Below are 24,079 nucleotides of genomic sequence, written 5' to 3' on the forward strand. Positions count from 1 at the left end.
GAGAACCGGCATGGGAGATACAGAATGGATCTGCACTTGAAGCCCGGACACATGACACTGTCCGACCTGCGGCGCGTATATCAACAGCCCGTGCGCCTGGCCCTGGACGCCAGTGCCGCCGGCGCCATCGATGACAGCGTGGCGACCGTCGAACGCATCATCGCCGAGGGCCGCACGGTGTACGGCATCAATACCGGCTTCGGCCTGCTGGCCTCGACGAAGATCGCGCGCGAAGACCTGGAGGCCCTGCAGACCTCGCTGGTGCGGTCCCACGCCGCCGGCGTGGGCGAGGCGCTGGACGACGCCATGGTCCGGCTGATCATGGTGCTGAAGATCAACAGCCTGGCGCGTGGCTGCTCCGGTATCCGCCGCCGCGTGATTGACCATCTGATCGCGCTGGTGAACGCGGGCGTGTATCCGCACATCCCCTTGAAGGGTTCTGTGGGCGCGTCAGGAGACCTGGCGCCCCTGGCGCATATGTCGCTGGTGCTTCTGGGCGAAAGCCGCGCCCGTTTCCAGGGCGAATGGCTGCCCGCCGGAGAGGCGCTGGCGCGCGCGGGGCTGGCGCCGTTGACGTTGGAGGCCAAGGAAGGCCTGGCCCTGCTCAACGGCACGCAGGTTTCCACGGCATACGCCTTGCGCGGCCTGTTCGAGGCCGAAGACATGATGGCGGCCGGCCTGGTCTGCGGCAGCCTGAGCGTCGAGGCCATGCTGGGGTCGCGCGTGCCTTTCGATGCGCGCATTCATGACGCGCGCGGCCAGCCGGGCCAGATCGCCGTGGCGGCGGTATTCCGCGACCTGCTGGGCGAAGACAGCGAAGTCGGCCATTCGCACATGGATTGCGGAAAAGTGCAGGACCCGTATTCCTTGCGCTGCCAGCCCCAGGTGATGGGCGCCTGCCTCACGCAGATCCGCCACGTGGCCGAGGTGCTGCGGATCGAGTCGAACGCGGTGTCGGACAACCCCCTGGTGTTCGTGGAGCAGGGCGACGTGATTTCGGGCGGCAACTTCCATGCCGAACCCGTGGCGCTGGCCGCGGACAACCTGGCGCTGGCGCTGGCCGAGATCGGCGCGCTGTCCGAACGCCGCATCGCATTGATGATGGACAAGCACATGTCGCAGTTGCCGCCGTTCCTGGTCAGCCGGGGAGGCGTCAATTCCGGGTTCATGATCGCGCAGGTCACGGCGGCGGCGCTTGCGAGCGACAACAAGGCGCTGGCCCATCCGGCCAGCGTGGACAGCATGCCGACGTCCGCCAACCAGGAAGACCATGTGTCGATGGCGCCCAATGCCGGCAAGCGGCTATGGGCCATGGCAGAGAATGTGCGCGACATCCTGGCGATCGAATGGCTGGGCGCCTGCCAGGGCCTGGATTTCCGCGTAGGCTTGAAGACATCGCCTCGGCTCGAGAAGGCGCGCAGCATTCTGCGCGAGCAAGTGCCGCACTACGAGGAAGACCGCTTCTTCGCTCCCGACATCGCGGCGGCCAGCGGCCTGATCGCCGAGCAGGCCTTGAATGGCCTGATGCCCGCCGGCCTGCTGCCCAGCCTTTGACCGGCTTGACGCGAGGCGCGCCTTCAAGGAGACGACATGAGACAGCTATGGCGTAATTTCCACGCCGCAACGATGACGCGGGGCGCCTATTCGGCGATCGAGCGCGCCGCCATCGTGACCCTGGACGATCGCATCGAATGGATCGGCCCGGAGGCGGCATTGCCGGCGGTAGAGGCGGCGCGGGAGCACGATCTTGGCGGGGCGTGGGTCACGCCCGGGCTGATCGATTGCCATACGCATCTGGTGTTTGGCGGCAACCGCAGCCTGGAGTTCGAGCAGCGGCTGCAGGGCGTGGACTACGCCACGATCGCGGCGCAGGGCGGCGGCATCGCCAGCACGGTGCGCGCTACGCGCGCCGCGTCGGAAAACGAGCTTTACGCCAGCGCGCGCGAACGAGCCTTGCACCTGCTTCGCGACGGCGTGACCACGCTGGAAGTGAAGTCGGGTTACGGGCTGGACCTGCCGAACGAGCGCAAAATGCTGCGGGTGGCCAGGCGGCTGGGGCAGACCTTGCCCGTGACGGTCCGGGCCACCTGCCTGGCTGCGCACGCGCTGCCGCCCGAGTTCGCCGGGCGCGCGGACGACTATATCCACGAGGTGGCGCAGCGCATGTTGCCGGTGCTGGCGGCCGAAGGCCTGATCGACGCCGTCGATGCCTTCTGCGAGCACCTCGCGTTCTCCCCCGAGCAGGTCGAACGCGTGTTCCAGGCCGCCCGGCAACTCGGCCTGCCGGTCAAGCTGCATGCCGAACAGTTGTCTTCGCTGCATGGCGCCACGCTGGCGACGCGCTATGGCGCGCTGTCGGCGGACCACCTGGAATACCTGACCGAAAGCGACGTGCTGGCGATGGCCAGGGCAGGCACTGTCGCGGTATTGCTGCCGGGCGCGTTCTATGCCCTGCGCGAAACGCAACCGCCTCCGATCGAGCTCTTGCGCCGGCACGGCGTGCCCATCGCCATTTCCACTGACCTGAATCCGGGAACCTCGCCCGTGCTGTCCTTGCGGTTGATGCTGAGCATGGCCTGCACCCTGTTCAGGATGACGCCTGAAGAGGCGTTGGCCGGCGCGACCGTGCATGCGGCGCGGGCGCTGGGGCTGCAAGGTACGCACGGGGAACTGGCGCCCGGGCGGGCCGCGGACTTCGTGGCATGGGAAATCGGCCACCCGTCGGAACTGGCTTATTGGATAGGCGGGGACCTGCCCAAGCGCGTCATCCGGCACGCGGAAGATGCGGGCGCGCCGCGACGGGATTGATTGCGGCGGATTCGGACCAATGTGCGTCCAAAAAGGACCAGGTGGCGTCCGGGCGCGCCCGGGCCGGGCGAGGCGTTCTACGATGTGGCTCCAATGCGCCCGCTGCCGGGCGAGCACATCGTCCAAGGAGAACGCATGCGTGTCTGCATGATGGAAAGCCCTGTAGACCTGACGCCGGAAGGCGCCGCGTGGGAAGGCATGGCCGAGCGCATCGGCGAACTGGCGCCCGACCTGCTGGTCACCAGCGAGATGCCTTTCGGCTCCTGGCTGGCGGCTTCGTCCACTTATGACGCCGCGCGGGCCGCCGAGTCGTTGCGGATCCACGAGGCGGGGCTGGAGGCCCTGGCGGCGCTGAACGTGCCGGCCATCGTGTCTTCCCGCCCGGTGCCGGCGGGCAAGCGTCTGGCCAACGAGGCCTACGCCCTCGAGGGCGGGCGCTACACCAGGCTGCACCACAAGCAGTACTTTCCGCAGGAGCCCGGCTATTTCGAGGCGACCTGGTTCGAGCCCGCCATGGAGGGCTTCGAGGTGTTCGAGGTGGGGGGCATCCGCCTGGGCGTGCAGCTATGCACTGAGCTGATGTTCAACGAACGCTCGCGGCGCTACGGGCGGGACGGGGCGGAATTGATCGTGGTGCCGCGCGCCAGTGGGCCGTCGACCGGGCGCTGGCTGACGGCCGGCGCCATGGCGGCGCTGGTGTCCGGCTGTTATGTGGTCAGCTCGAACCGAGCCGGACGCACGGCGGACGGGCAGGTGTTCGGCGGCTATGCGTTCGCCTTCCAGCCTGGCGGCGAGCCGCTGGCGGCATCCACGGATGCCGAGGCGATCGTCGTGGTCGACGTGGACCCCGCGCGTGCGCGGGCGCAGCAATCGCAGTACCCCTGCTACGTGCGCGAGTAGCGGCCCTTAGCGCACGCACCGCGCCTGCACGGGCTCCGAGGCGTCGAAGCGCAGCCTTGAAAAGCTGGCGGCACAGGCCAGCGCGGCGCACAGGCCGCCGAGCCACAGCGCGGCGACCGCGCCCTGCGTGCTGGACACATTGAAACAGGCGGCCACCAGGGCCGCGCCCGACGCCTGTCCGAGCAGGCGCACGGTGCCGATCATGCCGCTGGCGCCGCCCGCCCGCGAGGCCGGCGCCGACATCATGATGGCGCGCAGATTGGGCGATTGAAAGAAGCCGAATCCGGCGCCGCAGACGGCCATGCGCCAGCAGATGTCCCAGATGGGCGGGTCGGCGGGCATCATCGCCAGCAGCGCCATGCCCAGGGCCATCAGCGCCAGCCCCACGCCGCCCAGCATGCCCGCGGGATAATGGTCGGACAGGCGCCCGGCGATCGGCGCCATGAAAGCCACCACCACCGGCCAGGGCGTGATCAGAAAGCCTGTTTCCACCTGGGTGTAGCCCAGCGTGGTCTGCAACAGGAAGGGCAAGGACACGAATGCCAGCGCCTGGGCCGCGAAGGCGCAAATCGCGGTGGCGGCGGACAGAGCGAACAAGGGCCGGCGCAGCAGGTCGACGGCCAGGATGGGCGCGGGATGCCCGGCCTGCCTGCGCATCAGCAGGAACAGGCTGGCCGCGGCGACGCCCCATTCCAGCGTCACGCGCGGCAGGGGGGCGCCGTGCGCCAGCTCATTGGTTCCCAGCACGAACAGGCCCAGCGTCAGGGCGCACAGCGCCGCGGCCAGGCCGTCGAAACCATGCGGCGCGCGCGTCGTTTTGGGCAGGCCGCGCAGGGCCAAGACCGCGCACATGACGCCGACGGGCACATTCATCAGGAACAGCCAGTGCCAGTTCCCCAGCAGGAGGATGGCCGACGCGACGGTGGGGCCAGCCGCGAAGGACAGGCCCACCACCATGGCGTTCAGGCCCAGTCCGCGGCCCAGCAGGTGGGAAGGATAGATGAAGCGCAGCAGCGCGCCGTTGACGCTCATGACGCCGGCCGCGCCCAGGCCCTGCAGGATCCGCGACGCCACCAGGGTGGGCAGCGAGGGGGCCAGGCCGCTGGTCAGCGACGTCATGGTGTACAGGACCAGGCCCACGATATAGACGCGGCGATGGCCCAGGATCTCGCCCAGCGCCGCGGCGGGCAGCAGGCCCGCCACCATGGCCAGCTGGTAGCCGCTGATGACCCAGATGGATTCCGCGTCGTTGGCTCCGAGGTCCCGCGCAATGGTGGGCAGCGCCGTGTTGGCGATGGCGGTGTCCAGGCTGGCCATGCACAGCGCCAGCATGACGGCCAGGAGCGCGCCCAGGCGTTCCGATGCCGGCAGGCCGACGCCGGCCGGATAAACGGTATTGTGGGAGAACGTGAACATGTGACAGGCTGCGCCGCGAGGCGTCCGCGTTGCGGACCGAGAATCGTGACCGTCGATTCTACGGCACGGGAGACGGGCCCCGCGGACGCCGTCCGCTTATTCCACGTTGTGGACGCGCAGCCGCTCGGCCAGTTCGGCGTAGCAGCGCCGCACTGCCGCGCGCGCCTGCTGTTCCGGCGCGCGCGCCATCAGGCAGATGCGCCGCGTGAGCCGCGGGCGCTGCAAGGGCACAATGGCCAGGCCGTCCTGGCGCTGGCCTTGCGTGTACAGCCGCGAGATCAGCCCTACGCGCAGGCCGGCCCGCACCAGGCTGTACAGCGTGTCGGTGTAGTTCAGGGTGTCGGTCGCGGCCAGGTCCGAGCCCTGCTGGCGCAGCGTGGACACGATCATTTCGTAGGTGCTGCCGCGCGACAGCACGGCCAGCGGTTCGGACTTCAGTTCCTGCCAGGTCAGCGCCTGGCGCCGCGCAAGGCGGTGGGTGCCGGCCAGCACGGCCACCAGATCGTCTTCCGCCACGAAGGCGGCGGCCAGGCCGGGCGTGAGGCCGAAGTCCAGGCCCAGCCCGATATCCAGTTCGCCATTGCCCAGCGCGGCCATCAGCTCGTCGTTGAGATGGTCGCTGAGGATCAGCGCGATGTCCGGATGGCGCTGGCGCCATTGGGCCACTACCGGAGCGAGCAGGTGCATGGTGGACGGGATGCAACCGATGCGTACGGTTGCTGACTGGGTGTCCAGTAGGCGCCGCAGGTCTTCGGCGCCCTGGGTGTAGCTGTTGAGCAGCCATTCGATCTGGGCGCGGGCGGCAAGGCCCGCGGGCGTCAGCCGCACGTGGTGGGTGCTGCGTTCGAACAGCGCCACGCCCATCAGCGCCTCCAGCTCGCGGATGGCGGCGGAGAGGGCGGGCTGGCTCAGCGCCAGCGCCTGGGCGGCGCGGCTGAAGCTGGCGTGGCGGGCCACTTCCTTGAAGCCGCGCAACTGCCGCAGCGTGGGCTGGCGCGCCGGGACGGACACGCTGTCGGGCAGAGGAGGCTTGGTCATAGATTTACCTGATGAATCTATAAAAATATAACATTTCAGTTATTACCAGGATCTGCGTAGGATGGCGCCGTCGCCCTTCTTCGCGCCCGCTGCGCGCGCGCATTCGACCGTTCCCGCCATGTTCAAACGTTTGTTCCTGTCCGTCTCCGCGCTGGCGGCTGCGCTGTGCGCCGCTCCGGCCATGGCCGCCGAAGCCGCCTGGCCCGAAGCCCGGCCCTTGACCCTGATCGTGCCGTTCAGCCCCGGCGGCAACGTCGATACCACCGCCCGGCTGGTGGCGCAGAAACTGGCGGACCGGCTCAAGCAATCCGTCATCGTGGATAACGTGGCGGGCGCGGGCGGAGTGCTGGGCGTGGCGAAGGCCGCGCATGCCAGGCCCGATGGCTACACGCTGGTGATGGGCTTCGACGGCCCCATCAGCGTGGCCCGCCTGATCAATTCCGCCGTGAAGTACGACGCCGAAACGGATCTGGAGCCGGTCGCCCTGGTGACCACCGCGCCCGTCGTGCTGCTGGCCCGCCCCGGCTTGCCCGCGCGGGACATGGGCGAGCTCATCGCGCTGGCGCGGGCGAAGCCCGACACGCTGACCTACGCCTCGTCGGGCGTGGGCACCGTGCTGCATCTGGCGATGGAGGTGATGCAGGACCAGGCCAAGGTCAAGCTGGTGCACGTGCCCTATCGCGGGGGCGCGCAGATCACCAACGACGTCATGGGCGGTCAGGTGGACCTGGGCCTGCTGGTGACCACCAGCGCCACGCCGTTGGTGCAGCAGAAGAAGCTGCATGCGCTGGGAGTCACCTCGGCCAAGCGCGTCGACACGCTGCCGGACGTGCAGGCGTTCGGCGAGACGCCCGAGCTCAAGGGTTTTGAACTGAATACCTGGACGGGCGTCTTCGCGCCGGCGGGCACGGATCCCGCCGTGGTGGGGCGGCTCAACCAGGAATTGAACGCCGTGCTGAAGCTGGAGGATGTGCAGAAGCGCCTGGCCGAAGGCGGCGCCATCCCCGGCCGGGGCACGCCCCAGGAATTCGCGGAGTTCCTGAAGAAGGAAAAAGCCCTGTACGGCCACATCGTGAAGAGCGCCGACATCCAGCAGGAATGAGCCCGAGGACGCCAACGCCATGAACATTCCCGCAAGCAGCCCCGTGCTGCCCGAAATCCAGGCCATCCAGGACGAAATGGTGGCCCTGCGCCGCCGCATCCACGCCAACCCCGAGTTGGCCTACGAAGAGGTCGATACCGGCGACCTGGTGGCGCAACAGCTGGCGGAGTGGGGCTACGAGGTGCACCGGGGCCTGGGCGTGACCGGCGTAGTGGGCACCTTGCGGCTGGGCAGCGGCCAGCGCCGGCTGGGCTTGCGGGCCGACATGGACGCCCTGCCCATCCACGAGACCACCGGCCTGCCGTACGCCAGCCGGAACCCGGGGAAGATGCATGCCTGCGGCCATGACGGCCATACCGCCACCTTGCTTGCCGCCGCCCGCGCCCTGGCCGAGCGCGGCCGCTTCGATGGTACGCTGCACCTGATTTTTCAGCCGGCCGAGGAGGGCCATGGGGGCGCGCAGAAGATGATCGCCGACGGCCTGTTCGAGCGCTTTCCCTGCGATGCCGTCTACAGCTTCCACAACGAGCCGGGCTATCCGGTGGGCCATTTCGGTTTCCGTTCCGGCGTGATGTACAGCTCGTCCGATACTGTGGTGCTGACGGTCAGCGGCGTGGGCGGCCACGGCGCAATGCCGCACGTGGCGGTGGACCCCATCGTGGCCGCGGCCAGCATCGTGCTGGCCCTGCAGACCATCGTCTCGCGCGAGGTCGACCCCAACGACATGGCGGTGGTGACCATCGGCGCCATCCATGGGGGCGACGCGCCCAACGTGATTCCCAAGACGGTGGAGCTGCGGCTGACGGTGCGCGCGCGCCGGCCGGAGACGCGCGCGCTGCTGCGCGAGCGCATCACGGCGATCGCCACCGCGCAGGCGGCGGTGCACCGCGCCACCGTCGAGGTCGACTACCGCTGGCGCTATCCGCCCGTGGTCAACGACCGCGGCGCCACGCAGTTCGCGGCGGACGTGGCACGCGGCTGGCTCGGTGAGGGCCTGCTGATTCCCGACCTCGAGCCCCTGCAGGCCAGCGACGATTTCGCCTTCATGCTGGAGGCGGTGCCGGGCAGCTACTTCATCGTCGGCAACGGCGAGGGCGAAGGCGGCTGCATGGTGCACAACCCCGACTACGATTTCAACGATGGCATCCTGCCGGTCACGGCCAGCTACTGGGTGACGCTGGCGGAAGCCTACCTGGCCGCCGGCGCGCGCTGATCCGCCGCTTTTCGCCGTTCCATCCGCAACGCATGACTGTTCCTCAACACTCGACATCCGCCGGCGCGCCGGCGTTCGACGCCACCACAGGCTACTGGCAGGAGATCGTCGGCGCCGACGCGCTATCCGTGCCGCTGAATCCGCCCTATGCCCGCGGCTATCCCGCGAGGCTGCCGGACGGCCGCTACCTGGTGCTGCCGCTGCGCGGCGTGCCTGGCGATCCGGAGCGCTGCGTGGCCTCGCTGATCGCCAACCATGCGGGGCTGGACGTGGTCGATGCGCTGGCGGGCTTCATGGCCGAGCGGGCGCGCGCCTTCGGTGCCGAAATGGTGGTGGGCCTGCCCACGCTGGGCCTGGCTTTCGCGCCCATGGTGGCGCGCGGGCTCGGATTCACGCGTTATGTGCCCTTCGGCTACTCGCGCAAGTATTGGTACGACGAGCGCCTGGCGGTGCCGGTGCGTTCGCTGACGACGCCGGACGCCGGCAAGCTGCTGTACGTGGACCCGAACCTCGCGGAGAGCTTGGCCGGCCGCCGGGTGCTGGTGGTGGACGACGCCGTCAGCACTGGGCAGACAATGGTCTCCGCGCTGGAGCTGCTGGCCCGCTGCGGCGCCGAGGTGGCGGGCATCGTCGTGGCCATGTGCCAGGGCGAGCGCTGGCGCGAGCGCCTCGTGGACGCGCAGGGCGCGCCGATACCGGTGGCCTGCGCGTTCGAGTCCCCCCGCATGCGCCGCGTGGCAGGCGGGTGGGCGCCGGAGACGGCATAGCCGGATACGCTGCTACAGCGATTCGGGATCGCGTCGCAGCGAAAAGCCCTGTGCTTCGTTCATCGCCAGGTAGCTGACGTTGCGCGACACGACGGGCGGTTTGTCGCCGGCGTGCAGCGCGCGCACTTTGTCCAGCACCATCTTGTCCGCCAGCGTCATGCGGTCGATCATCCGCAGGTATTGCATCCAGCTTTCCACCAGGAACACCTCGCGCCAGATCCCGTCACGCTCCAGGTCGCGGAACAACTGCCACTGCTGCGCGCCGTTGCGCAGGCGCAGGAGCCGCAGGGGGCGGGCCGCGAGGATCAGCGCGGACAGCTTGTCCCGCTCGATCTGGTATTCCACCGCCACCAGCACGGAACCATGCTGGGTATTGAAGCCCGCGGCGGCCAGCGCCGGTTCGGTGCTGTCGGCGCGCGCCAGGGATTGCGTGTCCACCTGCTCGGGCAGGCGCGAGCGGTACAGCAGCGCCACCGTAATGCCCAGCATGATGCCGGCGGCGGCCAGCGCGCCGGAGACGCCCATGGTTTCGGCGAAGTGGCCCCACATGAAGGAGCCCGCCGCCAGGCCGCCGAAGATGGCCGTCTGGTACAGCGCCAGCGCGCGCGCCTTGATCCAGTCGGGCACCAGCATCTGGACGGTGGTGTTGTAGGTGGCCAGCACGCCGATCCAGCAGCTGCCGGACAGAAGTAGCGCGGGAAACGCGATCCACAGCGATCCGGCCAGGCCGAGCGCGAGCAGGCAGGCGGCCAGCAGCCCGGCGGCGACGCTGACCAGGCCGCTGGCGCCCCAGGCTGCCTGCACCCGGCGCACCACGGCGCTGCCGAGGATGGCGCCCAGGCCCAGCGCACCCAGCATATAACCGTACAGCAGGGCGCTGCCGCCTTCATGCTCGTGCGCCAGCAACGGCAACAGCGCCCACAGCGCGCTGGCCGACAGGCCGAAGGCGAAGGACCGCAGCATCACGACCCGGGTGACGGTGGAATGCTGGGTGTAGCGCAGCGCGGCCACCACGCCTTCGAAGATGCCCTCGGGCGGCAGCCGGCGCTCGGGCAGATCGCGCTTCCAGCGCCAGATCGCCCAGATCAGGCTGCCATAGCAGAAGCAGTTCAGCAGGAATACCCAGGGCGCGCCCATGGCGCCCAGCAGCAGCCCGCCGATGGCCGGCCCCACGGCGCGCGCCACGTTGAAATTGACGCTGTTCAGCAGCACCGCGCTGCCGACGTGGGCGCGCGGCACCTGTTCGCCCACCGCCGCCTGCCAGGCAGGCGTAACGATGGCGCTGCCGATCGCGATGCAGAAGACCGACGCGATCAGGGTGATGGGATGCAGCAGCCCGGCGAAGGCGAGCACGGTGATGAACAGGCCGCCCGCCAGTTCCAGCAGCATGCCGGTCAGCATGACCTTGCGCCTGTCGTAATTGTCGGCCAGCACGCCGGTCAGAATGGACAGCGCCACCAGCGGGAACGCGGCGGCCACCTGGATCATGGCGACCATCAATGGGCTGCTCTGCTCGGTGGTAATGATCCACGCGGCGGCGACCGACTGCGCCCAGGTGCCCAGGTTGGCGAACAGATTGGCGATCCAGATGATGCGGAACGCGGGGAAGGCGAAAGGGGAAAGCGTGCTTACCTGCAGGACTGGGGCGGGGGCGGCCGGCGCTTCCGGGGGCAGGTCGTTCGTGGCCGAAACGGGTTGCAGCATGGGGATGGGTTCGAGGCGCGCGCAGGCGCCCCGGCGGGCTGTCTGGGTCGGGTAATGGTACGCCTAAGCGGATGACGGGAGGGAGCGCGGCGCGAAGGCGGCCGGATCCGCTCCGGTCCGCCGCGTGGCGCGGGGACCGGAGGCCTTGCCCGGCGCCTGTCCGGCGTCAGGGTTTGGCGGCGGCGCTGGACGCGGGCGGATAGGCCTGATTCAGGTACTCGACGATCAGGGGAACCTGTTCGGCGGGGATGGGGGCGCCGTAGGTGCCGATCATTTTCTTGACCTCCGCATCCCAGAAGCCCAGCGGCATCGGCGGTTGCGACGAGACATAATCCACCGAATGGCACATCAGGCACAGGGACGCGCCTTGGGCGCCGGGGGTGGTGCCGGAACGCAGCTTGGCGGTCTCCTGGGGGAGCTTGATCTCCAGGGCCTGGGCCGCGGGGGCCAGGCAGGCGGCGGCGAGGGCAAGCGCCAGCGCGCAGCGACGATAGTGGCGAGTCATGGCGGGCTCCTCAGGCGGCAGTGACGCGGATGGTTTCGACCACGTTGCGCATGTAGCCGGCCGGATTCCAGAGCGGATCGAGCGGCTGGGTATCGCCCGCCATGTTCGTGGCGCGGACCTTGAGCTCGTAGTCGCCGGCGGTGCCGGGCGTGAAGTCGGCATGCCATTCGCGGAAGGAATAGCGGCCCAGGTCCTTGCCCAGGGTGGCGGCATGCCAGGTCTTGCCGCCGTCGGACGAGAACTGGACGTCGCGGATGCCCTTGCCGCCGTCGAAAGCGATGCCCCGCACCTGCACGCGCTTGCCCTGGGCGACCCGTGCGCCTTCGGTCAGGCTGGTGATGAAGCTGCGCACGTTGTAGCGCCCGATGGGGCGGGTTTTCTCCGGCGCCTTGCCCGGCGGGGTGCAGGCGCAATCGTTGTCCGGGATGCGATAGGCCTTCTGCATCCAGAATCCGTCGAACTCCTTGTCCAGCACCTTGATGTCGGCCAGGTGCTTGACCCAGTAGGTGCCGTAATACCCGGGCACGACCAGCCGGACGGGATAGCCGTTGAGCATGGGCAGGTCGGCGCCGTTCATGGAGTAGGCCAGCATGACCTCGCCGTCCATCGCGTGGGCGGTGTCCAGCGCCTTGACGAATTCCGGCGTACCGGGAAGCACCGGACGGTCCGTGCCCTCGAAGGTGACCTGCCGCGCGTCAGGCCGGATGCCGGCTTTTTCAAGAATCCGCTTGAGCGGGATGCCGGCCCAGCGGGCGTTCCCCATGGCGCCGTTGCCCGATTGCCCGCCGCCCACCCGAGGGATGAAGAAGCCGCGACTGTTGCCGGAACATTGGGTGACCGCCACCAGCTCCACCGGCTTGCCGAAGTGCTCTTTCAGGTCGGACAGCGACAGCTCCAGCGGCTTGTCGACCTGCCCGCTTACCCGGATGCGGTAGGTGTTCAGATCGATGGCGGTCGGGATATTGCCCAGGTGGTAGCGCACGAAGAACGCGTCGTTGGGCGTGATGACATTTTCGTTGAAGACCGAGAACGGCGTTTCCAGTTGCGGCGGACGGGAGGTCTGCCGGATCAGCGGGCGCTTTTGCGGGTAGGCGATCAGGTCGCGCTCGCCATTGGTGAAGGGCAGCGTGACGGTGGCGGGCGCCGCCAGGCTCGTCAGGGTGTGGCCGGCCAGCGTGCTGGTGGCGCCCAGGGTACAGGCCTGGCGCAGGAAGCGCCGGCGCCCATTCGCATCGAATGTGCTCATCTTGGTGTCTCCTCTTTTTTATCGGACGCCCTACCCCGCGGCGCATGCAGACGAGACTACGCGCCTCGGCCTGACAAATGCGTTAACGTCCGCGCTGACCGTTCCAATATCCGCGTTTTCTGCTTCGATGACCCTGACATTCAATCGGCGCGCGTTTGCAGCGCTGCTGGCCGTAACCGCGCTGGAAGCGCTGATCGCCACCCTGGGCGCTCCTTACCCCCTGTTGCGAGGATTCGTGGGCGACGTGGTGGCGGTGGGATGGGCGTACCTGGCGTATCGCAGCGTCATCCGCGCGGGTGTGTTGCCGCTGGCGTTCGCGGCGCTGCTGACGGGGTATGCGGTGGAACTGGGCCAGTACCTGGCCCGGCATTTTGGCTGGCGGCTGGAGCAGCCGTTCCTGCGGATCGTTCTGGGCAGCGTGCCCGATTGGTGGGACGTGCTGGCCTATACGCTGGGATTCGGGCTGGTGCTGGGGCTGGCCGCCTGGAATCGGCGGCGGCGCCCCGAACTGCGCGTCGCCTAGGCGCGCATGGCCTCAAGGCCCGACCGCAAGGGCCGGATCCCTGGCTGACGTTCAGCCTGGCTGGCAGATCGCCGCGTCATCGTGCCGATGCGCGGCGGGCGTTGTCGAGCGCAGCGGTTGCAGCCGCGCGTTGCGGAACGGCGCGAAGCACTCGGACCACGACGAAGGGAACAACGGGGTGGCATGCCGCAAGGCGTCGCGGCGGGCGTAATGCGTCAGCAGCTGCTGACCGATCGGGGCGTCTCCCAGGGGATGGCGGGTATTCATGGTATTTCCGTATTGCATTGAAAGTGTATTCAGTGTACCAGCATCGGCCACCCGATGCCAGCGCCGCCCGAAATGCCGCAAGTGCTTGATCTGTATGGGCTGTCCCCGTTTTTAGATGGGTTCTTCGGGATTGCCCTAGCAGTCCAAAAGAGTAGACGGTATACAATGTTCATCATGCCCGGGCTGAGACAGGCCTGGAATCCTCCCCACTGGACCTGGAGCGCGTCATGGCTGAACTGATGAACCGAGATGAATTCCGTACCGCGTTGGAAAACGCGATCAAGGGCAAGAGCGCCAATGCTTCGCCGTTTTCGATAGCCTGGGCAGAAGGCAAGCTCAGCCGCCAGCACCTGCAGCGCTGGGCGGAGAACCATTACCACTATGTGGGCCCCTTCGCCGACTATCTGGGCTATCTGTACGCCCGCACGCCCGACACCTATACCGAGGCCAAGGACTTCCTGCTGGCCAATATGTATGAAGAGGAGATCGGGGGCGACCGCCACACGGACCTGCTGATCCGTTTCGCCGAAGCCTGCGGCACGACCCGGGAACGGGTGGTCAACCCCGACAACATGTCGCCCACCACGCGCGCGCTGCAAAGCTGGTGTTACGCGGTCGCCATGCGCGAGGACCCGATCGTGGCCGTGGCCGGCCTGGTCGTGGGCCTGGAATCGCAGGTGCCCTCCATCTACCGCAAGCAGACGCCCACGCTGCGCGAAAAGTACGGCTTTACCGACGAGGAAGTGGAATTCTTCGACCTGCACATCGTGTCCGACGAAATCCACGGCGAACGCGGCTACCAGATCGTGCTGGAGCATGCCAACACGGTGGACCTGCAGCAGCGCTGCCTGAAGATCTGCGAAATCGGCGCGCAGATGCGGCTGCTGTACACCACCGCGCTCTACACCGATTACGTGCAGGACGATATTGCACTGCCCGAGCTGGGCCTCGCCGCCTGAACTTCCGGCGCGGACCGTCCGGCGGTTTCGCCGGGCGGCCGCCGGGTTGCTGATCCTGGAGAACCATGCCTACCGTTGTATTCCATAAAGGCGGCCAGACCTACACCGACGTGGTGAAGGAAAACACCAATCTGGTGGTGCGGGCCGGCATCAAGCAGTTTCCGTATCCGCATCTGCGCTACGAATGCGGCATGGGCAAGTGCGCCAAATGCGCCTGCCGCGTGCTGGCCGGGGCCGAACAGCTGCCTCCGGTGAACTGGAAGGAAAAGAAACAGCTGGGCGATCGCATCGAACAGGGCTACCGGCTGGCCTGCCAGTTGTGGCTCAACAGCGATATCGAGCTGACCCAGGACGTGGAGGCATAGCGGCGATGGACCCGGTATATGTCATCCTGACCACCAAGCCCGGTGTGTTCCGCACGGAAACCGGCGCCGAGGTGGACATCATCGAAACCTACGACTACGTGTTCTACGGCCGCGCGCTGGCGGAATACCGCATCGCCCGGCTGCATGGGGAGACGAAGCTGATCGTCACTGAAGAGACGCCGCCGTACGTGGTGAACCGCGTGCCGTCCAAATTCCTGGAGAAGTTCGGATCGGTGGAAGCCGCCCGCAAGGAGCTTGCCCACCTTACGCGCTTCGGCAGCATGGAATCGACCCTGACGCTGCGCTCAGGCGCCGTCCCCGCGGAGCACTGAACATCATGGTCCAAATCACATTCATTTCCAATGGCGGCATGGTTGCGACGGCGCCCGAGAACAGCAATCTGCTGCGGGTGTCGCTCAAGGAAAAGGGCGGGATTCCGTTCAAATGCGGGGGCGGCCTGTGCGGCACCTGCAAATGCCGCATCGAAGAGGGGCTCGAGCACACCGACGCCATCAAGCCCAAGGAGCGCAAGCACCTGCGCCCCGAGGATTTCGAGGCGGGTTACCGCATGGCCTGCCAGACCTTCGTGAACGGCGACATCAAGGTGTCGTGGGTGGTCCAGAACGGCAAGGGTATCGTGGTGGGTGCGCCCGCCGATCCCGTGCAGGCCGCGACCTGAGGACGGCGGCCCCGCGCCCGGGGCCGCCCGGCTACGCCACGGAGGCGTGCTGCGCCTGTTGCGCCTCGGTGTAGGCCTTGGCGGCATTGTGCACGTGCTGGCTGGCCAGCAGCGCGGCCAGGTCGCCATTGCCGGCGATGACGGCGTTCAGGATCTGGGAGTGTTCGTCCCAGTTCTGCTTGGCGCGGTGCATGTTGCTGGGCGCGAACAGCAGCGCGGTGCGGTCGCGCAGCGAACGCATCAGGTCGGTCAGCACCATGTTGCCGCCGATGGTGGCGAGCATTTCGTGGAACTGCGAATTCAGGGCCAGGAACTTGTCCAGCTGCTCGCTGCGCGCGGCTTCCGTGCCTTCGCGCAGGAAGGCTTGCAGGCGCTCTACCGTCTTTTCGTCGCGACGCTGCGCCGCGAGCTTGGCGTTCAGCCCTTCCAGGGTGGCGCGCACTTCCACCATATCGTAGGCGACCGCGTCGGACAGGACCGACACGGACGCGCCGCGCCGCGGCTCGATGGTGACCAGCCCTTCGGCGGCCAGCGCGCGCAGCGCCTCGCGCACCGGGATGCGCGACACGCCCATTTCCTCGGACAGGCGCCCTTCGACCAGGCGGTCGCCGGGCGTGAATTCGCCGCTGAGGATGCGTTCGCGCAGTTTGTCGCGGATGACGGCAAACAACTGCGGATGCTGCTCCCCGATCTTCAGCGGGGCGGAATGCTGCGCGGCTACAGCTTGCGGGCTGACGGGAAGAGTGGTCATGGCGAGCAGGTTTGGCGTAATGGATACAGTCTCCATTGTATTACCGGGTGTGGCCGGGCGTGGACGGGGATGCAAGGCATCAGCCGCCCCAGAACGCCTTGACCAGCACCCCCAGCGCGCCCAGGGCGCACACCGCTAGCAGCACGCCGCGCACCGCGCGCGGGGGCAGGCGGTTGCGAAGCCGGTTGGAGACCGCAAAGCCGGCCAGCAGGAAAGGCGCCAGGCTGAGCGCCAGCCCGGCGTGGTAACCCGTATACCGCTTGGCCAGCGCCAGCATGGCAAGCGAAAAAACCGATCCCAGGAAGAGCACCATGCCTAGCGTGGCGCGCAGGCGCGGCGGCGCGGCATGCTGCATCACGATGGCGATCGGGGGAGCGCCCACGGAGGTCATCGTGCCCATGATGCCCGATGCGATTCCCGCGCCGGAAACGCGTCCCGGCGTTGCGGAGAAGCGCAAGCCGGCCGCGCTGATCACGACGGCCACCAGGATCAGGCCGGCGAACAGCGCGCCCAGCGCCTGCGGGGCGAAGCGCGTCATGGCGTAGATGGCGATCAGCGTGCCTACGGCGCGGCCGGCCAGTGCGTACGAGACGGACGGCCAGTGGATTGCCGCGCGTTCGCGCAGCGCGGTCAGCAGGGAAATGCAGCCGCCCAGCGTCAGCAGGGGGCCGGGCGCCAGCTGGGGGAAGAACATGGCGGCCACGGGGGCCGCGAACATCGCGAAGCCGACGCCGCCCACGCCCTGCGCGATCGCGGCGCCGAACACGACGACGGCCATAGTGGCGTATTGCAGGAGGTCGGGGTACGGCAGGGAGGGTGTCATGCCTGGAGATGTATTTTTATGTATACGGTAGTCTATCCATGATTTTGCAAAATTTACTGGTCTGCGTAAAAAATTAGGGTAATCCCCTGATTTTTTGACATTATTCAAGGATTTTTCAGAATTATCGCTTTCCCTAGGCGGTGCATATTTTGATTGGTATAGCTCAAAACGAAATATAGTATACCGATTGTGGCGATCCAACAGCCACGCCTATAAGGGGAATCGCGCATGCAATCGGACGTAGTCCTCAACGCTGCTCATTGGATGTATCTATTCAGCGTGGCCGCCATCATCCTGACGATGATCCTGCGGGCCAATGTGGTGGTGCCTTCGGTCATCGGCACCTTCCTGGTGGTGTTCGCCATTACCGGCAGTCCTATTAGTGCGCTGATAGGCATCTTTTCGGCCAGCTTCGTGGCCGCCAAGGAGCTGTTCAATATCTTCCTGGTCATCACGTTCATGACGGCGCTGCTCAACGCGCTCAAGACCTTGCAGGCGGACGTGCGCATGGTGCAGCCCTTTCGCCGCGTCATGCGGGGCGGGCATTCCTCCTTCGTCATCATTGCCCTCTGTACCTATGTGATTTCCCTGTTCTTCTGGCCCACCCCCGCGGTGCCGCTGGTCTCCGCCATCCTGCTGCCCGCGGCCATCGCGGCCGGCCTGCCACCGCTGGCGGGGGCCATGGCCATCGCCATCGCCGGCCAGGGCATGGCCTTGTCCTCGGACTACGTGATCGGCGTGGCGCCGAGCATCAGCGCCAAGGCGGCGGGGGCGGCGGTCAGCGCCGGCGTGGTGGCCGACCGCGCGCTCGTGCTGTCGTTGATTACCGGGGCCGTGGCCCTGACGGCCGCCTACCTGCTGATCCGCAAACACATCGTATCCGCCGATCCGGCGCTGCTGTCCGCCTGGCAGGCGCGCGCGCAGGACGGCAGCCTGGCGCGCGTCGAGCAATCGGGCTCCTTCGACAAGGCAGAGCTCGCGCGCGGCACCATGGGCGCCGATCCGGCCCTGCCCCGCGAGCCGGAACTGAGCGGCGAGGAACGGCGCCGCGTGCGCTGGTCCAAGACCTTCGCCGTCGTGACCCCGCTGGCGTTCCTGGGCGTGATCGCGGTGATGGTGCTGCCGCGCCTGTTTCCGTCCCTGCCGGCGCTGCGCGGCGGTGATGCGGCGGCGCTGGTGGGCGGCGTGGCCTTTGTCGTGATGATGCTGGTGACCCTGGCGGCGGAAGGGCCGCGCAAGATGCTGGATGTCTGTCCGGAGCATGTCACCGACGGCTTCGTGTTCGCTTTCAAGGCCATGGGCTCGGTGCTGCCGATCGCGGGCTTCTTCTTCGTCGGCGCCAACGAAACCGCCGCGCAGATCCTGGGCGTGCCCCAGGCGCAGGCGCCGGGGCTGCTGTTCGAAGTGATTTCGGCGGGCCAGCACCTGATCCCCGAGAACCATTTCCTTGTGGCCTTCGGCGTGTTGCTGGTCGGCATGATCACCGGCATCGACGGCTCGGGCTTTGCCGGCCTGCCGCTGACCGGCACCCTGTCCGGCGCCCTGGGGCCGGTGGTGGGCGTGGATCCGGCGACGTTGGCGGCTGTCGGGCAGATGGGCGCGGTCTGGACCGGCGGCGGCACGCTGATCGCCTGGTCTTCGCTGATCGCGGTGGCGGGCTTCGCGCGGGTGAACGTGCTGTCCCTGGTGCGCGCCCTGCTGTTGCCGGTGTTGCTGGCGCTGTCTATCTCGACGATCTGCGCGGTGCTGATCTGGCGTTGAAGCGGCCGTCCGGCGGGCTGGAGGGTCCCTGCGGGGACCCTCTGCGCTTGAGGACAGCCGCAAGGCTGGCCGCCAACCAGGGGTTTTCACGTATCGCCCTATATTGATTAAAGTATACAATGTTCATAAGCCAACTCGCCGCCTGTCCGGCGGCACGCCTGGCATAGCCAAAGGAAGCGCTCCCGTGGACGATCTCTCGCAGCAAACATTCCTGAATCGCATCGGCGGCAGCTGGATTCCCAGCGCCACCGGCAAAACGGCGCCCAACATCAACCCCGCGGATACCAGCGACGTCGTCGGCCGTTTCCAGGTTTCGGACGCGGCCGACGCGCGGCAAGCGGTAGCGGAGGCAGAGGCTGCCTTCGCCGCTTGGCGCGATACGCCGATTTCCAAGCGCGCCGCCATCCTGTTCCGGGCGGCCCAGTACCTGGAAGACCATGCGGCCGACATCGCGCGCGAACTGACGCGGGAGGAAGGCAAAAGCCTGGGCCTGGCCAAGGACGAGGTGCTGCGTTCCGCGCAGACGATCCGGTTCTACGCGGTGGAAGGGCAATCTTTCACCGGTGAAACCTATCCCAACGACGACCCGGACATGGTGGTCTACAGCCAGCGCGAGCCGCTGGGCGTGGTGACGGTGATTTCGCCCTGGAACTTTCCCATTTCCATTCCGGCCCGCAAGATTGCCCCGGCGCTGATCGCCGGCAATACGGTGGTGTTCAAGCCGTCCTCCGACGCGCCCCTGTCCGGCTATCGCCTGACCGAGGCCTTCATCGAGGCCGGCCTGCCCGCCGGCGTGCTCAATTTCCTGACGGGGCCGGCCGGCGCCGTTGGCGAAGCCATCACCGGCGCGCGGGCGGTCCGCGCGATTTCGTTCACCGGATCCACCACCGCGGGCGAGCAGATCCACCGGACGGCGGGGCTGACCACGCGCACGCAGATGGAACTGGGTGGAAAGAACCCGCTGATCGTCCTGGCGGACGCCGACCTGGACCGGGCGGTGGACCTCGCCGTGAAGGGCGGTTTTTCGCTCAGCGGACAGGCTTGCACGGGCACCAGCCGGGTGCTGGTGGACAAGCGGATACGTCAGGATTTCACCGACAGGCTGCTGGCCCGGATGAAGGCGCTGACCATCGGCAACGGCCTGGACGGCAACTTCGACCTGGGGCCGCTGGCAACCGCCAAGCAGCTGGACAACGTGCTGGGCTATGTGGCCCTCGGCAAACAAGAGGCCACCCACCTGTACGGCGGCGACCGGCTGACGGGAGAGGGGTTCGATCAGGGCTACTTCGTGTCGCCGGCGCTGTTTACCGGGGTGACGCAGCAGATGCGCATCGCGCGGGAAGAGATCTTCGGCCCTGTGATCGCGCTGATCGAGGTCGACGGCTACGAAGACGCCATCGCCAAGGCCAACGACACCGAGTACGGCCTGGCGGCCGCGATCGCCACCACGGACGCGCGCTATGCGCACCGCTTTGCGCGCGACATCCAGGCGGGCACGGTAAAGATCAACCGGACCACCACCGGCAACCTGATCAACGCCCCGTTCGGCGGACTCAAGCATTCCAGCACGTCCACGTTCCGCGAGTCGGGGCGCGCGGGGCTGGAGTTCTACACGCAGATCAAGACCATCTACCGCGCGGGCTGATGCCGCGCGGCCCCGTTCATCGCAATCGGAAAAGGATATCGATATGAAGCAGGTATACCGCCTGGAACTTGAAGAAGCGCGCGTCATGATCCGCGCCGCCATAGCCAAATCGGAAGAAATCGGCGTGCTGGAATCCATCTGCATCGTCGACGACGGCGGCTATCCCATCGCGCTCGAGCGCATGGACGGCGCGCGCATTACCGGTCCGCAGATCGCCTGGAACAAGGCGTTCACGGCCGCGGGGCACAAGCGCTCCACGCACTTGTTCAATACGCCGCCTAACGGGCCGGCGCTGCCCGGCAACGAAGCGTTCGGCATCCAGTGGAGCTTCGATGGCAAGTTCGCGGTGTTCGTCGGCGGCTTTCCCATCGTGGTGAACGACGAGGTGATCGGCGGCGTGGGCCTGAGCGGCGGCAACGGCGAACAGGACACCAAGGCCGGCGTGGCGGCGCTGGCGGCGCTGGCGGCGCTCCTGGAGCCGCGCGGCATGAAGGTGCTGGTAGAGGCGGACATCAAGAAATAGGCGAGGCCGGCCATGGCATACCGCGTGCATATCCTGGAAACGGACGAGGCGTTCCACGTCGAAGACGGCGAATCCGTGCTGCAGGCCGCCGAACGCTCGGCGGTGACGCTGCCGCACGAGTGCACCTTCGGCGGCTGCGGCACCTGCCGCATCAAACTGGAGTCGGGCGCCGTCGCCTATGACGAGTTTCCGATGGCGCTGACGCCGGAAGAGGCGGCCGAGGGCTACGCGCTGGCCTGCCAGGCTCGGCCGCTGGGCGACCTGTGCATCAGCGTGGCCAGCAGCCGGCAGTCGTTTCCGGAGCCGCGCCGCCTGCCGGCCACCATCCAGCGCCTCGAACGGTATTGCGACGACGTCATCCACCTGACGCTGGCGCTTCCCGAACCGGGCCTGGACTACGTGCCGGGCCAGTACATGAACGTGGTGCTGCCCGACGGCGAAACGCGCAGTTTTTCAATGGCTTCCGCGCCGGCGGGCAACCTGGTGGACTTTCACGTGCGCCGCATTCCGGGAGGGCGCTATACCGACCTCTGGCTGGGGCAGGCGCAAGCGGGAGCCGGCGTGGAGATCGAGGCGCCGCTGGGTGTGTTCAGCTACCACGAGGAAGACTGGCGGCCGCTCATCATGATGGCCACCGGGACCGGCATCGCGCCGATCAAGGCCATTCTGGAATCGCTGCTGGACAACGAGGATTGCCCGCCCGTCACGCTCTATTGGGGCATGCGCACCGAAGCCGACCTGTATCTGCGCGACGTGATCGAAGGCTGGGCGGGGCGCCTGTACGAGTTCAATTTCGTGCCGGTGCTGTCGCGGGCGGGAGCGGATTGGCAGGGGCGACGCGGCCATGTGCAGCAGGCCGTCATGGAAGACCACGAGGATCTGTCCGAACACGCGATCTATCTGTGCGGCGCGCCGGAAATGATCCAGCAGGCCAAGCGCCTGCTCGCCGCGCGCGGCGCCAGCCTGGACCATATGTACGCCGACAGCTTCACCTTCCAGCACGCGCTGGCCGCCGCCGGCTGAGCCGGCCCTAGCGGAACACCAGCACCGGCAGGCGGGTGTGCGCCAATACGCGCTGTGTTTCGCTGCCCAGCAGGAATCCCGTCATGCCATGCCTGCCGTGCGAACCCATGATGATCAGGTCGCAGCCCAGGCTTTGCGCCGCTTCGACGATGGCTTCGTGGGGGTGGTCGTTGACCGTGACGACCGCGTTGCACGGCACCAGCGCGTGGCGGGCTTCCGTTTCCAGTCCGTCCAGGTAGGTCTGCGCGTTCTTGCGCGCCTGATCGGTGTGCTGCGTTTGCGTGGTGCCCAGCATCTCGGCCTGGTAGATCAGCAGATGGTCTTCCGGAATGGCGCGGATGAGCGTCACCGTGGCTCCCATTTCCTTGGCGAAAACAAGAGCCCGCTTGAAAGCCGATTCGGACAGGAGCGAGCCGTCCACGGCGATGAGCAAATGCTTGTACATGTTGCCTCTCCTTTAGGAAAAGGAATACCGAGCAACTGCGGATCCAGTATAGGCTCGCGTCCGGCGCCAGGCCAGTCCCGCATAAGGACGAGGCAGGCCAGGGCGGCCCGGCCATATGCCGATTCCGCATATCTCCATTCGGAATCGGTCCTTCCCCGGGGCGCGCCCCGCCCGTAGGCTTGCGATATCCGCTTTCCCTACAGGAGCCGCACCATGAGCATTCAATCCATCAACGCCCGCAACCAGTTCCGCGGCAAGATCAAGGAGATCATCCTGGGACCGGTGGTCTCCGAGGTGGACGTGGACACGCCCGCCGGCATCGTCACGTCCGTGATCACCACGCGCTCCGTGAAAGAGCTGGACCTGCAGGTGGGTACCGAGGTGCTGGCGTTCGTCAAGGCTACCGAGGTTTCCGTCGCGAAACTGTAATACCGGCGCCGACCTGCGGCGGCGCTTCCCCTGTGCCGCCGTTAGGCATATATTGTCAGCGCGATATCCGGCAGTTCCCTCCTGGCTTGTGGCGTCATGCTTTGCGATTCACGGAGAACGGAAAATGCGTCGACTGCAACGGTGGTTCATCGGCTGGTTATGCCTGGGGCTGGCGGTTTGCCTCCCCGCGGTGGCGCAGACCAAGCTGGACAACGCGCAACTGGATCAGCTGATGGCGCCGGTGGCGCTTTATCCGGATTCGCTGCTGTCTCAGGTACTCATGGGCGCGACCTATCCCGACGACATCGCGGCGGCCGCCAAGTGGTCGGCCCAGCACACGTCCGAATCGGGCGACAAGGCCGTCAAGGCGGTCGAGGGCGAGACCTGGGACCCCAGCGTCAAATCCCTGGTGGCCTTCCCGTCGGTCATGGACATGATGGGCCGGCAGCCCGACTGGGTGAAATCCGTGGGCGACGCCTTCCTGGCGCAGCCGGACGCGGTCATGGATTCGGTCCAGCGGTTGCGGGTCCAGGCCCAGAAGGCGGGCAACCTGAAGAGCACGCCGCAGCAGAAGGTCACTTCCAGCACCACCAATGACAAGACGGTCGTCGTGATCGAGCCGGCCGATCCGCAGGTGGTCTACGTGCCCAGCTACAACCCAACCGTGGTCTATGGCGCCTGGGCCTATCCCTCCTATCCCCCTTACTACTATCCGCCGCCGCCGGGCTCGGTGTTCGCCACGTCGCTGGTGGCCGGGGTCGGTTTCGGCCTGGGAGTTGCCGCCATCAATTCGATGTGGGGCGGTTTCGACTGGGGGCACAACGACGTCGACATCGACGTCAACCGGTACAACAACATCAACGTCAATCAGCGCATCGACCGGACCAACATCAACAACAACAAGGTTGCCTGGCAGCACAACGCCGCCAATCGCGGCAATACGCCGTATGCCGACCAGGCCAGCCGCCAGCGCTTCGACAGCCAGCGCCAGGCGGGCCTGCAGGACCAGGCCCGGCAGCGGCAGGGCCAGGGCGGCAGGACGCCCGGCGCGGCGGCCGCTCCCAGTTCCCGCGATGCCGCCCGCGAGCGCGCGGCGCAGTCGTTCGAAGGCCGCACCGGGCAGTCCATTGCCGGGCACGGCGAGCCGGGCGCCGGACGCGGCCAGGGCGCGGCGGGCAGGGGCGGCG

The 24,079-nt window shown here is 67.4% G+C and carries 26 protein-coding genes; 17 read left to right on the plus strand and 9 right to left on the minus strand.

What is annotated here, in order from left to right; translation table 11 throughout:
* The first annotated feature begins 24 nt into the window (after positions 1 to 24).
* The 3 genes from hutH to AGI3411_RS21440 all read left to right on the plus strand — a co-directional run bounded on the left by hutH (position 25) and on the right by AGI3411_RS21440 (position 3,708).
* Positions 25 to 1,554, plus strand: a complete 1,530-nt coding sequence (gene hutH / locus AGI3411_RS21430; protein WP_129529346.1) for a histidine ammonia-lyase — start codon at positions 25 to 27, stop codon at positions 1,552 to 1,554.
* 36 nt (positions 1,555 to 1,590) lie between these two features.
* Complete coding sequence (gene hutI, locus AGI3411_RS21435) at positions 1,591 to 2,808, plus strand: imidazolonepropionase (RefSeq protein ID WP_129529347.1); 1,218 nt, start codon at positions 1,591 to 1,593, stop codon at positions 2,806 to 2,808.
* A gap of 135 nt (positions 2,809 to 2,943) precedes the next feature.
* Positions 2,944 to 3,708: a carbon-nitrogen hydrolase family protein gene (locus AGI3411_RS21440; protein WP_129529348.1), complete on the plus strand. Its 765-nt coding sequence runs from the start codon at positions 2,944 to 2,946 to the stop codon at positions 3,706 to 3,708.
* A 6-nt stretch (positions 3,709 to 3,714) separates the two neighbouring features.
* Here the strand turns inward: AGI3411_RS21440 and AGI3411_RS21445 are convergent, their stop codons facing one another.
* Complete coding sequence (locus AGI3411_RS21445; RefSeq protein ID WP_129529349.1) at positions 3,715 to 5,124, minus strand: MFS transporter; 1,410 nt, start codon at positions 5,122 to 5,124, stop codon at positions 3,715 to 3,717.
* Positions 5,125 to 5,220: 96 nt separating this feature from the next.
* Positions 5,221 to 6,162, minus strand: a complete 942-nt coding sequence (locus AGI3411_RS21450) for a LysR family transcriptional regulator (protein WP_129529350.1) — start codon at positions 6,160 to 6,162, stop codon at positions 5,221 to 5,223.
* Between the two features lie 118 nt (positions 6,163 to 6,280).
* Between AGI3411_RS21450 and AGI3411_RS21455 the strand changes: the two genes are divergently transcribed.
* The 3 genes from AGI3411_RS21455 to AGI3411_RS21465 are packed head-to-tail and all read left to right on the plus strand — an operon-like array spanning position 6,281 to position 9,244.
* Positions 6,281 to 7,264 carry a Bug family tripartite tricarboxylate transporter substrate binding protein gene (locus tag AGI3411_RS21455; RefSeq protein WP_129529376.1) on the plus strand — a complete coding sequence of 328 codons (984 nt, stop codon included), beginning with the start codon at positions 6,281 to 6,283 and terminating at the stop codon, positions 7,262 to 7,264.
* 19 nt (positions 7,265 to 7,283) lie between these two features.
* Entirely contained in the window at positions 7,284 to 8,477 is a 1,194-nt protein-coding gene (locus tag AGI3411_RS21460; RefSeq protein ID WP_129529351.1) for a M20 aminoacylase family protein, read from the plus strand.
* 32 nt (positions 8,478 to 8,509) lie between these two features.
* Positions 8,510 to 9,244, plus strand: a complete 735-nt coding sequence (locus tag AGI3411_RS21465; protein ID WP_129529352.1) for a phosphoribosyltransferase — start codon at positions 8,510 to 8,512, stop codon at positions 9,242 to 9,244.
* A gap of 12 nt (positions 9,245 to 9,256) precedes the next feature.
* Here AGI3411_RS21465 and AGI3411_RS21470 read toward each other — a convergent pair whose 3' ends face one another.
* The 3 genes from AGI3411_RS21470 to sorA all read right to left on the minus strand — a co-directional run bounded on the left by AGI3411_RS21470 (position 9,257) and on the right by sorA (position 12,699).
* Positions 9,257 to 10,948: an MFS transporter gene (locus AGI3411_RS21470; protein WP_129529353.1), complete on the minus strand. Its 1,692-nt coding sequence runs from the start codon at positions 10,946 to 10,948 to the stop codon at positions 9,257 to 9,259.
* A 166-nt stretch (positions 10,949 to 11,114) separates the two neighbouring features.
* On the minus strand, positions 11,115 to 11,453 hold the full coding sequence (gene sorB / locus AGI3411_RS21475; RefSeq protein WP_129529354.1) for a SorB family sulfite dehydrogenase c-type cytochrome subunit: 339 nt from the start codon (positions 11,451 to 11,453) through the stop codon (positions 11,115 to 11,117).
* Positions 11,454 to 11,463: 10 nt separating this feature from the next.
* Positions 11,464 to 12,699 (minus strand): SorA family sulfite dehydrogenase catalytic subunit, encoded by a 1,236-nt coding sequence (gene sorA / locus AGI3411_RS21480; protein WP_129529355.1) that lies wholly within the window; start codon positions 12,697 to 12,699, stop codon positions 11,464 to 11,466.
* A 127-nt stretch (positions 12,700 to 12,826) separates the two neighbouring features.
* On the opposite strand from sorA, the gene AGI3411_RS21485 reads away from it, so the two are divergent.
* Positions 12,827 to 13,222: a DUF2809 domain-containing protein gene (locus AGI3411_RS21485; RefSeq protein ID WP_129529356.1), complete on the plus strand. Its 396-nt coding sequence runs from the start codon at positions 12,827 to 12,829 to the stop codon at positions 13,220 to 13,222.
* A 51-nt stretch (positions 13,223 to 13,273) separates the two neighbouring features.
* On the opposite strand, the gene AGI3411_RS21490 is transcribed toward AGI3411_RS21485, so the two are convergent.
* Positions 13,274 to 13,489, minus strand: coding sequence for a hypothetical protein (locus tag AGI3411_RS21490; protein WP_129529357.1), 216 nt, complete (start codon positions 13,487 to 13,489; stop codon positions 13,274 to 13,276).
* A 227-nt stretch (positions 13,490 to 13,716) separates the two neighbouring features.
* Here AGI3411_RS21490 and AGI3411_RS21495 point away from each other — a divergent pair, with 227 nt between their 5' ends.
* The 4 genes from AGI3411_RS21495 (at position 13,717) to AGI3411_RS21510 (ending at position 15,492) form a co-directional block, all read left to right on the plus strand.
* A complete protein-coding gene (locus AGI3411_RS21495) occupies positions 13,717 to 14,448 on the plus strand; it encodes an iron-containing redox enzyme family protein (protein ID WP_129529358.1) in 732 nt (243 codons plus the stop codon).
* A 65-nt stretch (positions 14,449 to 14,513) separates the two neighbouring features.
* Positions 14,514 to 14,813, plus strand: a complete 300-nt coding sequence (locus tag AGI3411_RS21500) for a 2Fe-2S iron-sulfur cluster-binding protein (protein WP_129529359.1) — start codon at positions 14,514 to 14,516, stop codon at positions 14,811 to 14,813.
* A 5-nt stretch (positions 14,814 to 14,818) separates the two neighbouring features.
* Positions 14,819 to 15,145 (plus strand): ferredoxin, encoded by a 327-nt coding sequence (locus AGI3411_RS21505; protein ID WP_129529360.1) that lies wholly within the window; start codon positions 14,819 to 14,821, stop codon positions 15,143 to 15,145.
* Positions 15,142 to 15,492, plus strand: a complete 351-nt coding sequence (locus tag AGI3411_RS21510) for a 2Fe-2S iron-sulfur cluster-binding protein (RefSeq protein WP_129529361.1) — start codon at positions 15,142 to 15,144, stop codon at positions 15,490 to 15,492. Before AGI3411_RS21505 ends, AGI3411_RS21510 begins: the two co-directional genes overlap by 4 nt.
* 31 nt (positions 15,493 to 15,523) lie before the next feature.
* On the opposite strand, the gene AGI3411_RS21515 is transcribed toward AGI3411_RS21510, so the two are convergent.
* Both AGI3411_RS21515 and AGI3411_RS21520 read right to left on the minus strand, forming a co-directional pair.
* Positions 15,524 to 16,243 carry a GntR family transcriptional regulator gene (locus AGI3411_RS21515; RefSeq protein WP_129529362.1) on the minus strand — a complete coding sequence of 240 codons (720 nt, stop codon included), beginning with the start codon at positions 16,241 to 16,243 and terminating at the stop codon, positions 15,524 to 15,526.
* Between the two features lie 79 nt (positions 16,244 to 16,322).
* Positions 16,323 to 17,066 carry a sulfite exporter TauE/SafE family protein gene (locus AGI3411_RS21520; RefSeq protein WP_129529363.1) on the minus strand — a complete coding sequence of 248 codons (744 nt, stop codon included), beginning with the start codon at positions 17,064 to 17,066 and terminating at the stop codon, positions 16,323 to 16,325.
* 228 nt (positions 17,067 to 17,294) lie between these two features.
* Between AGI3411_RS21520 and AGI3411_RS21525 the strand changes: the two genes are divergently transcribed.
* The 4 genes from AGI3411_RS21525 (at position 17,295) to AGI3411_RS21540 (ending at position 22,018) form a co-directional block, all read left to right on the plus strand.
* On the plus strand, positions 17,295 to 18,827 hold the full coding sequence (locus AGI3411_RS21525; RefSeq protein ID WP_129529364.1) for a hypothetical protein: 1,533 nt from the start codon (positions 17,295 to 17,297) through the stop codon (positions 18,825 to 18,827).
* A gap of 184 nt (positions 18,828 to 19,011) precedes the next feature.
* On the plus strand, positions 19,012 to 20,472 hold the full coding sequence (locus AGI3411_RS21530) for an aldehyde dehydrogenase family protein (RefSeq protein WP_129529365.1): 1,461 nt from the start codon (positions 19,012 to 19,014) through the stop codon (positions 20,470 to 20,472).
* Positions 20,473 to 20,515: 43 nt separating this feature from the next.
* A complete protein-coding gene (locus AGI3411_RS21535) occupies positions 20,516 to 20,995 on the plus strand; it encodes a GlcG/HbpS family heme-binding protein (RefSeq protein WP_129529366.1) in 480 nt (159 codons plus the stop codon).
* Between the two features lie 12 nt (positions 20,996 to 21,007).
* Positions 21,008 to 22,018, plus strand: coding sequence for a 2Fe-2S iron-sulfur cluster-binding protein (locus tag AGI3411_RS21540; protein ID WP_129529367.1), 1,011 nt, complete (start codon positions 21,008 to 21,010; stop codon positions 22,016 to 22,018).
* Positions 22,019 to 22,025: 7 nt separating this feature from the next.
* Here the strand turns inward: AGI3411_RS21540 and AGI3411_RS21545 are convergent, their stop codons facing one another.
* Positions 22,026 to 22,463, minus strand: coding sequence for a universal stress protein (locus tag AGI3411_RS21545; protein WP_129529368.1), 438 nt, complete (start codon positions 22,461 to 22,463; stop codon positions 22,026 to 22,028).
* Positions 22,464 to 22,676: 213 nt separating this feature from the next.
* Here AGI3411_RS21545 and AGI3411_RS21550 point away from each other — a divergent pair, with 213 nt between their 5' ends.
* Positions 22,677 to 22,892, plus strand: a complete 216-nt coding sequence (locus AGI3411_RS21550; protein WP_006227327.1) for a TOBE domain-containing protein — start codon at positions 22,677 to 22,679, stop codon at positions 22,890 to 22,892.
* A gap of 124 nt (positions 22,893 to 23,016) precedes the next feature.
* Positions 23,017 to 24,079, plus strand: a 1,063-nt coding sequence (locus AGI3411_RS21555) for a DUF3300 domain-containing protein (RefSeq protein WP_165359232.1), incomplete at its 3' end; no start/stop codon positions are given.

This window comes from Achromobacter agilis, assembly GCF_900496965.1.
GTDB lineage: Bacteria > Pseudomonadota > Gammaproteobacteria > Burkholderiales > Burkholderiaceae_B > Achromobacter > Achromobacter agilis.

What these genes read in the sequence shown, in the direction of transcription:
- hutH (WP_129529346.1), top strand. Translation starts at nt 25, where the DNA reads ATGGATCTGCACTTGAAGCCCGGACACATGACACTGTCCGACCTGCGG.
- hutI (WP_129529347.1), top strand. Translation starts at nt 1,591, where the DNA reads ATGAGACAGCTATGGCGTAATTTCCACGCCGCAACGATGACGCGGGGC.
- AGI3411_RS21440 (WP_129529348.1), top strand. Translation starts at nt 2,944, where the DNA reads ATGCGTGTCTGCATGATGGAAAGCCCTGTAGACCTGACGCCGGAAGGC.
- AGI3411_RS21445 (WP_129529349.1), bottom strand. Translation starts at nt 5,124, where the DNA reads ATGTTCACGTTCTCCCACAATACCGTTTATCCGGCCGGCGTCGGCCTG.
- AGI3411_RS21450 (WP_129529350.1), bottom strand. Translation starts at nt 6,162, where the DNA reads ATGACCAAGCCTCCTCTGCCCGACAGCGTGTCCGTCCCGGCGCGCCAG.
- AGI3411_RS21455 (WP_129529376.1), top strand. Translation starts at nt 6,281, where the DNA reads ATGTTCAAACGTTTGTTCCTGTCCGTCTCCGCGCTGGCGGCTGCGCTG.
- AGI3411_RS21460 (WP_129529351.1), top strand. Translation starts at nt 7,284, where the DNA reads ATGAACATTCCCGCAAGCAGCCCCGTGCTGCCCGAAATCCAGGCCATC.
- AGI3411_RS21465 (WP_129529352.1), top strand. Translation starts at nt 8,510, where the DNA reads ATGACTGTTCCTCAACACTCGACATCCGCCGGCGCGCCGGCGTTCGAC.
- AGI3411_RS21470 (WP_129529353.1), bottom strand. Translation starts at nt 10,948, where the DNA reads ATGCTGCAACCCGTTTCGGCCACGAACGACCTGCCCCCGGAAGCGCCG.
- sorB (WP_129529354.1), bottom strand. Translation starts at nt 11,453, where the DNA reads ATGACTCGCCACTATCGTCGCTGCGCGCTGGCGCTTGCCCTCGCCGCC.
- sorA (WP_129529355.1), bottom strand. Translation starts at nt 12,699, where the DNA reads ATGAGCACATTCGATGCGAATGGGCGCCGGCGCTTCCTGCGCCAGGCC.
- AGI3411_RS21485 (WP_129529356.1), top strand. Translation starts at nt 12,827, where the DNA reads ATGACCCTGACATTCAATCGGCGCGCGTTTGCAGCGCTGCTGGCCGTA.
- AGI3411_RS21490 (WP_129529357.1), bottom strand. Translation starts at nt 13,489, where the DNA reads ATGAATACCCGCCATCCCCTGGGAGACGCCCCGATCGGTCAGCAGCTG.
- AGI3411_RS21495 (WP_129529358.1), top strand. Translation starts at nt 13,717, where the DNA reads ATGGCTGAACTGATGAACCGAGATGAATTCCGTACCGCGTTGGAAAAC.
- AGI3411_RS21500 (WP_129529359.1), top strand. Translation starts at nt 14,514, where the DNA reads ATGCCTACCGTTGTATTCCATAAAGGCGGCCAGACCTACACCGACGTG.
- AGI3411_RS21505 (WP_129529360.1), top strand. Translation starts at nt 14,819, where the DNA reads ATGGACCCGGTATATGTCATCCTGACCACCAAGCCCGGTGTGTTCCGC.
- AGI3411_RS21515 (WP_129529362.1), bottom strand. Translation starts at nt 16,243, where the DNA reads ATGACCACTCTTCCCGTCAGCCCGCAAGCTGTAGCCGCGCAGCATTCC.
- AGI3411_RS21520 (WP_129529363.1), bottom strand. Translation starts at nt 17,066, where the DNA reads ATGACACCCTCCCTGCCGTACCCCGACCTCCTGCAATACGCCACTATG.
- AGI3411_RS21525 (WP_129529364.1), top strand. Translation starts at nt 17,295, where the DNA reads ATGCAATCGGACGTAGTCCTCAACGCTGCTCATTGGATGTATCTATTC.
- AGI3411_RS21535 (WP_129529366.1), top strand. Translation starts at nt 20,516, where the DNA reads ATGAAGCAGGTATACCGCCTGGAACTTGAAGAAGCGCGCGTCATGATC.
- AGI3411_RS21540 (WP_129529367.1), top strand. Translation starts at nt 21,008, where the DNA reads ATGGCATACCGCGTGCATATCCTGGAAACGGACGAGGCGTTCCACGTC.
- AGI3411_RS21545 (WP_129529368.1), bottom strand. Translation starts at nt 22,463, where the DNA reads ATGTACAAGCATTTGCTCATCGCCGTGGACGGCTCGCTCCTGTCCGAA.
- AGI3411_RS21550 (WP_006227327.1), top strand. Translation starts at nt 22,677, where the DNA reads ATGAGCATTCAATCCATCAACGCCCGCAACCAGTTCCGCGGCAAGATC.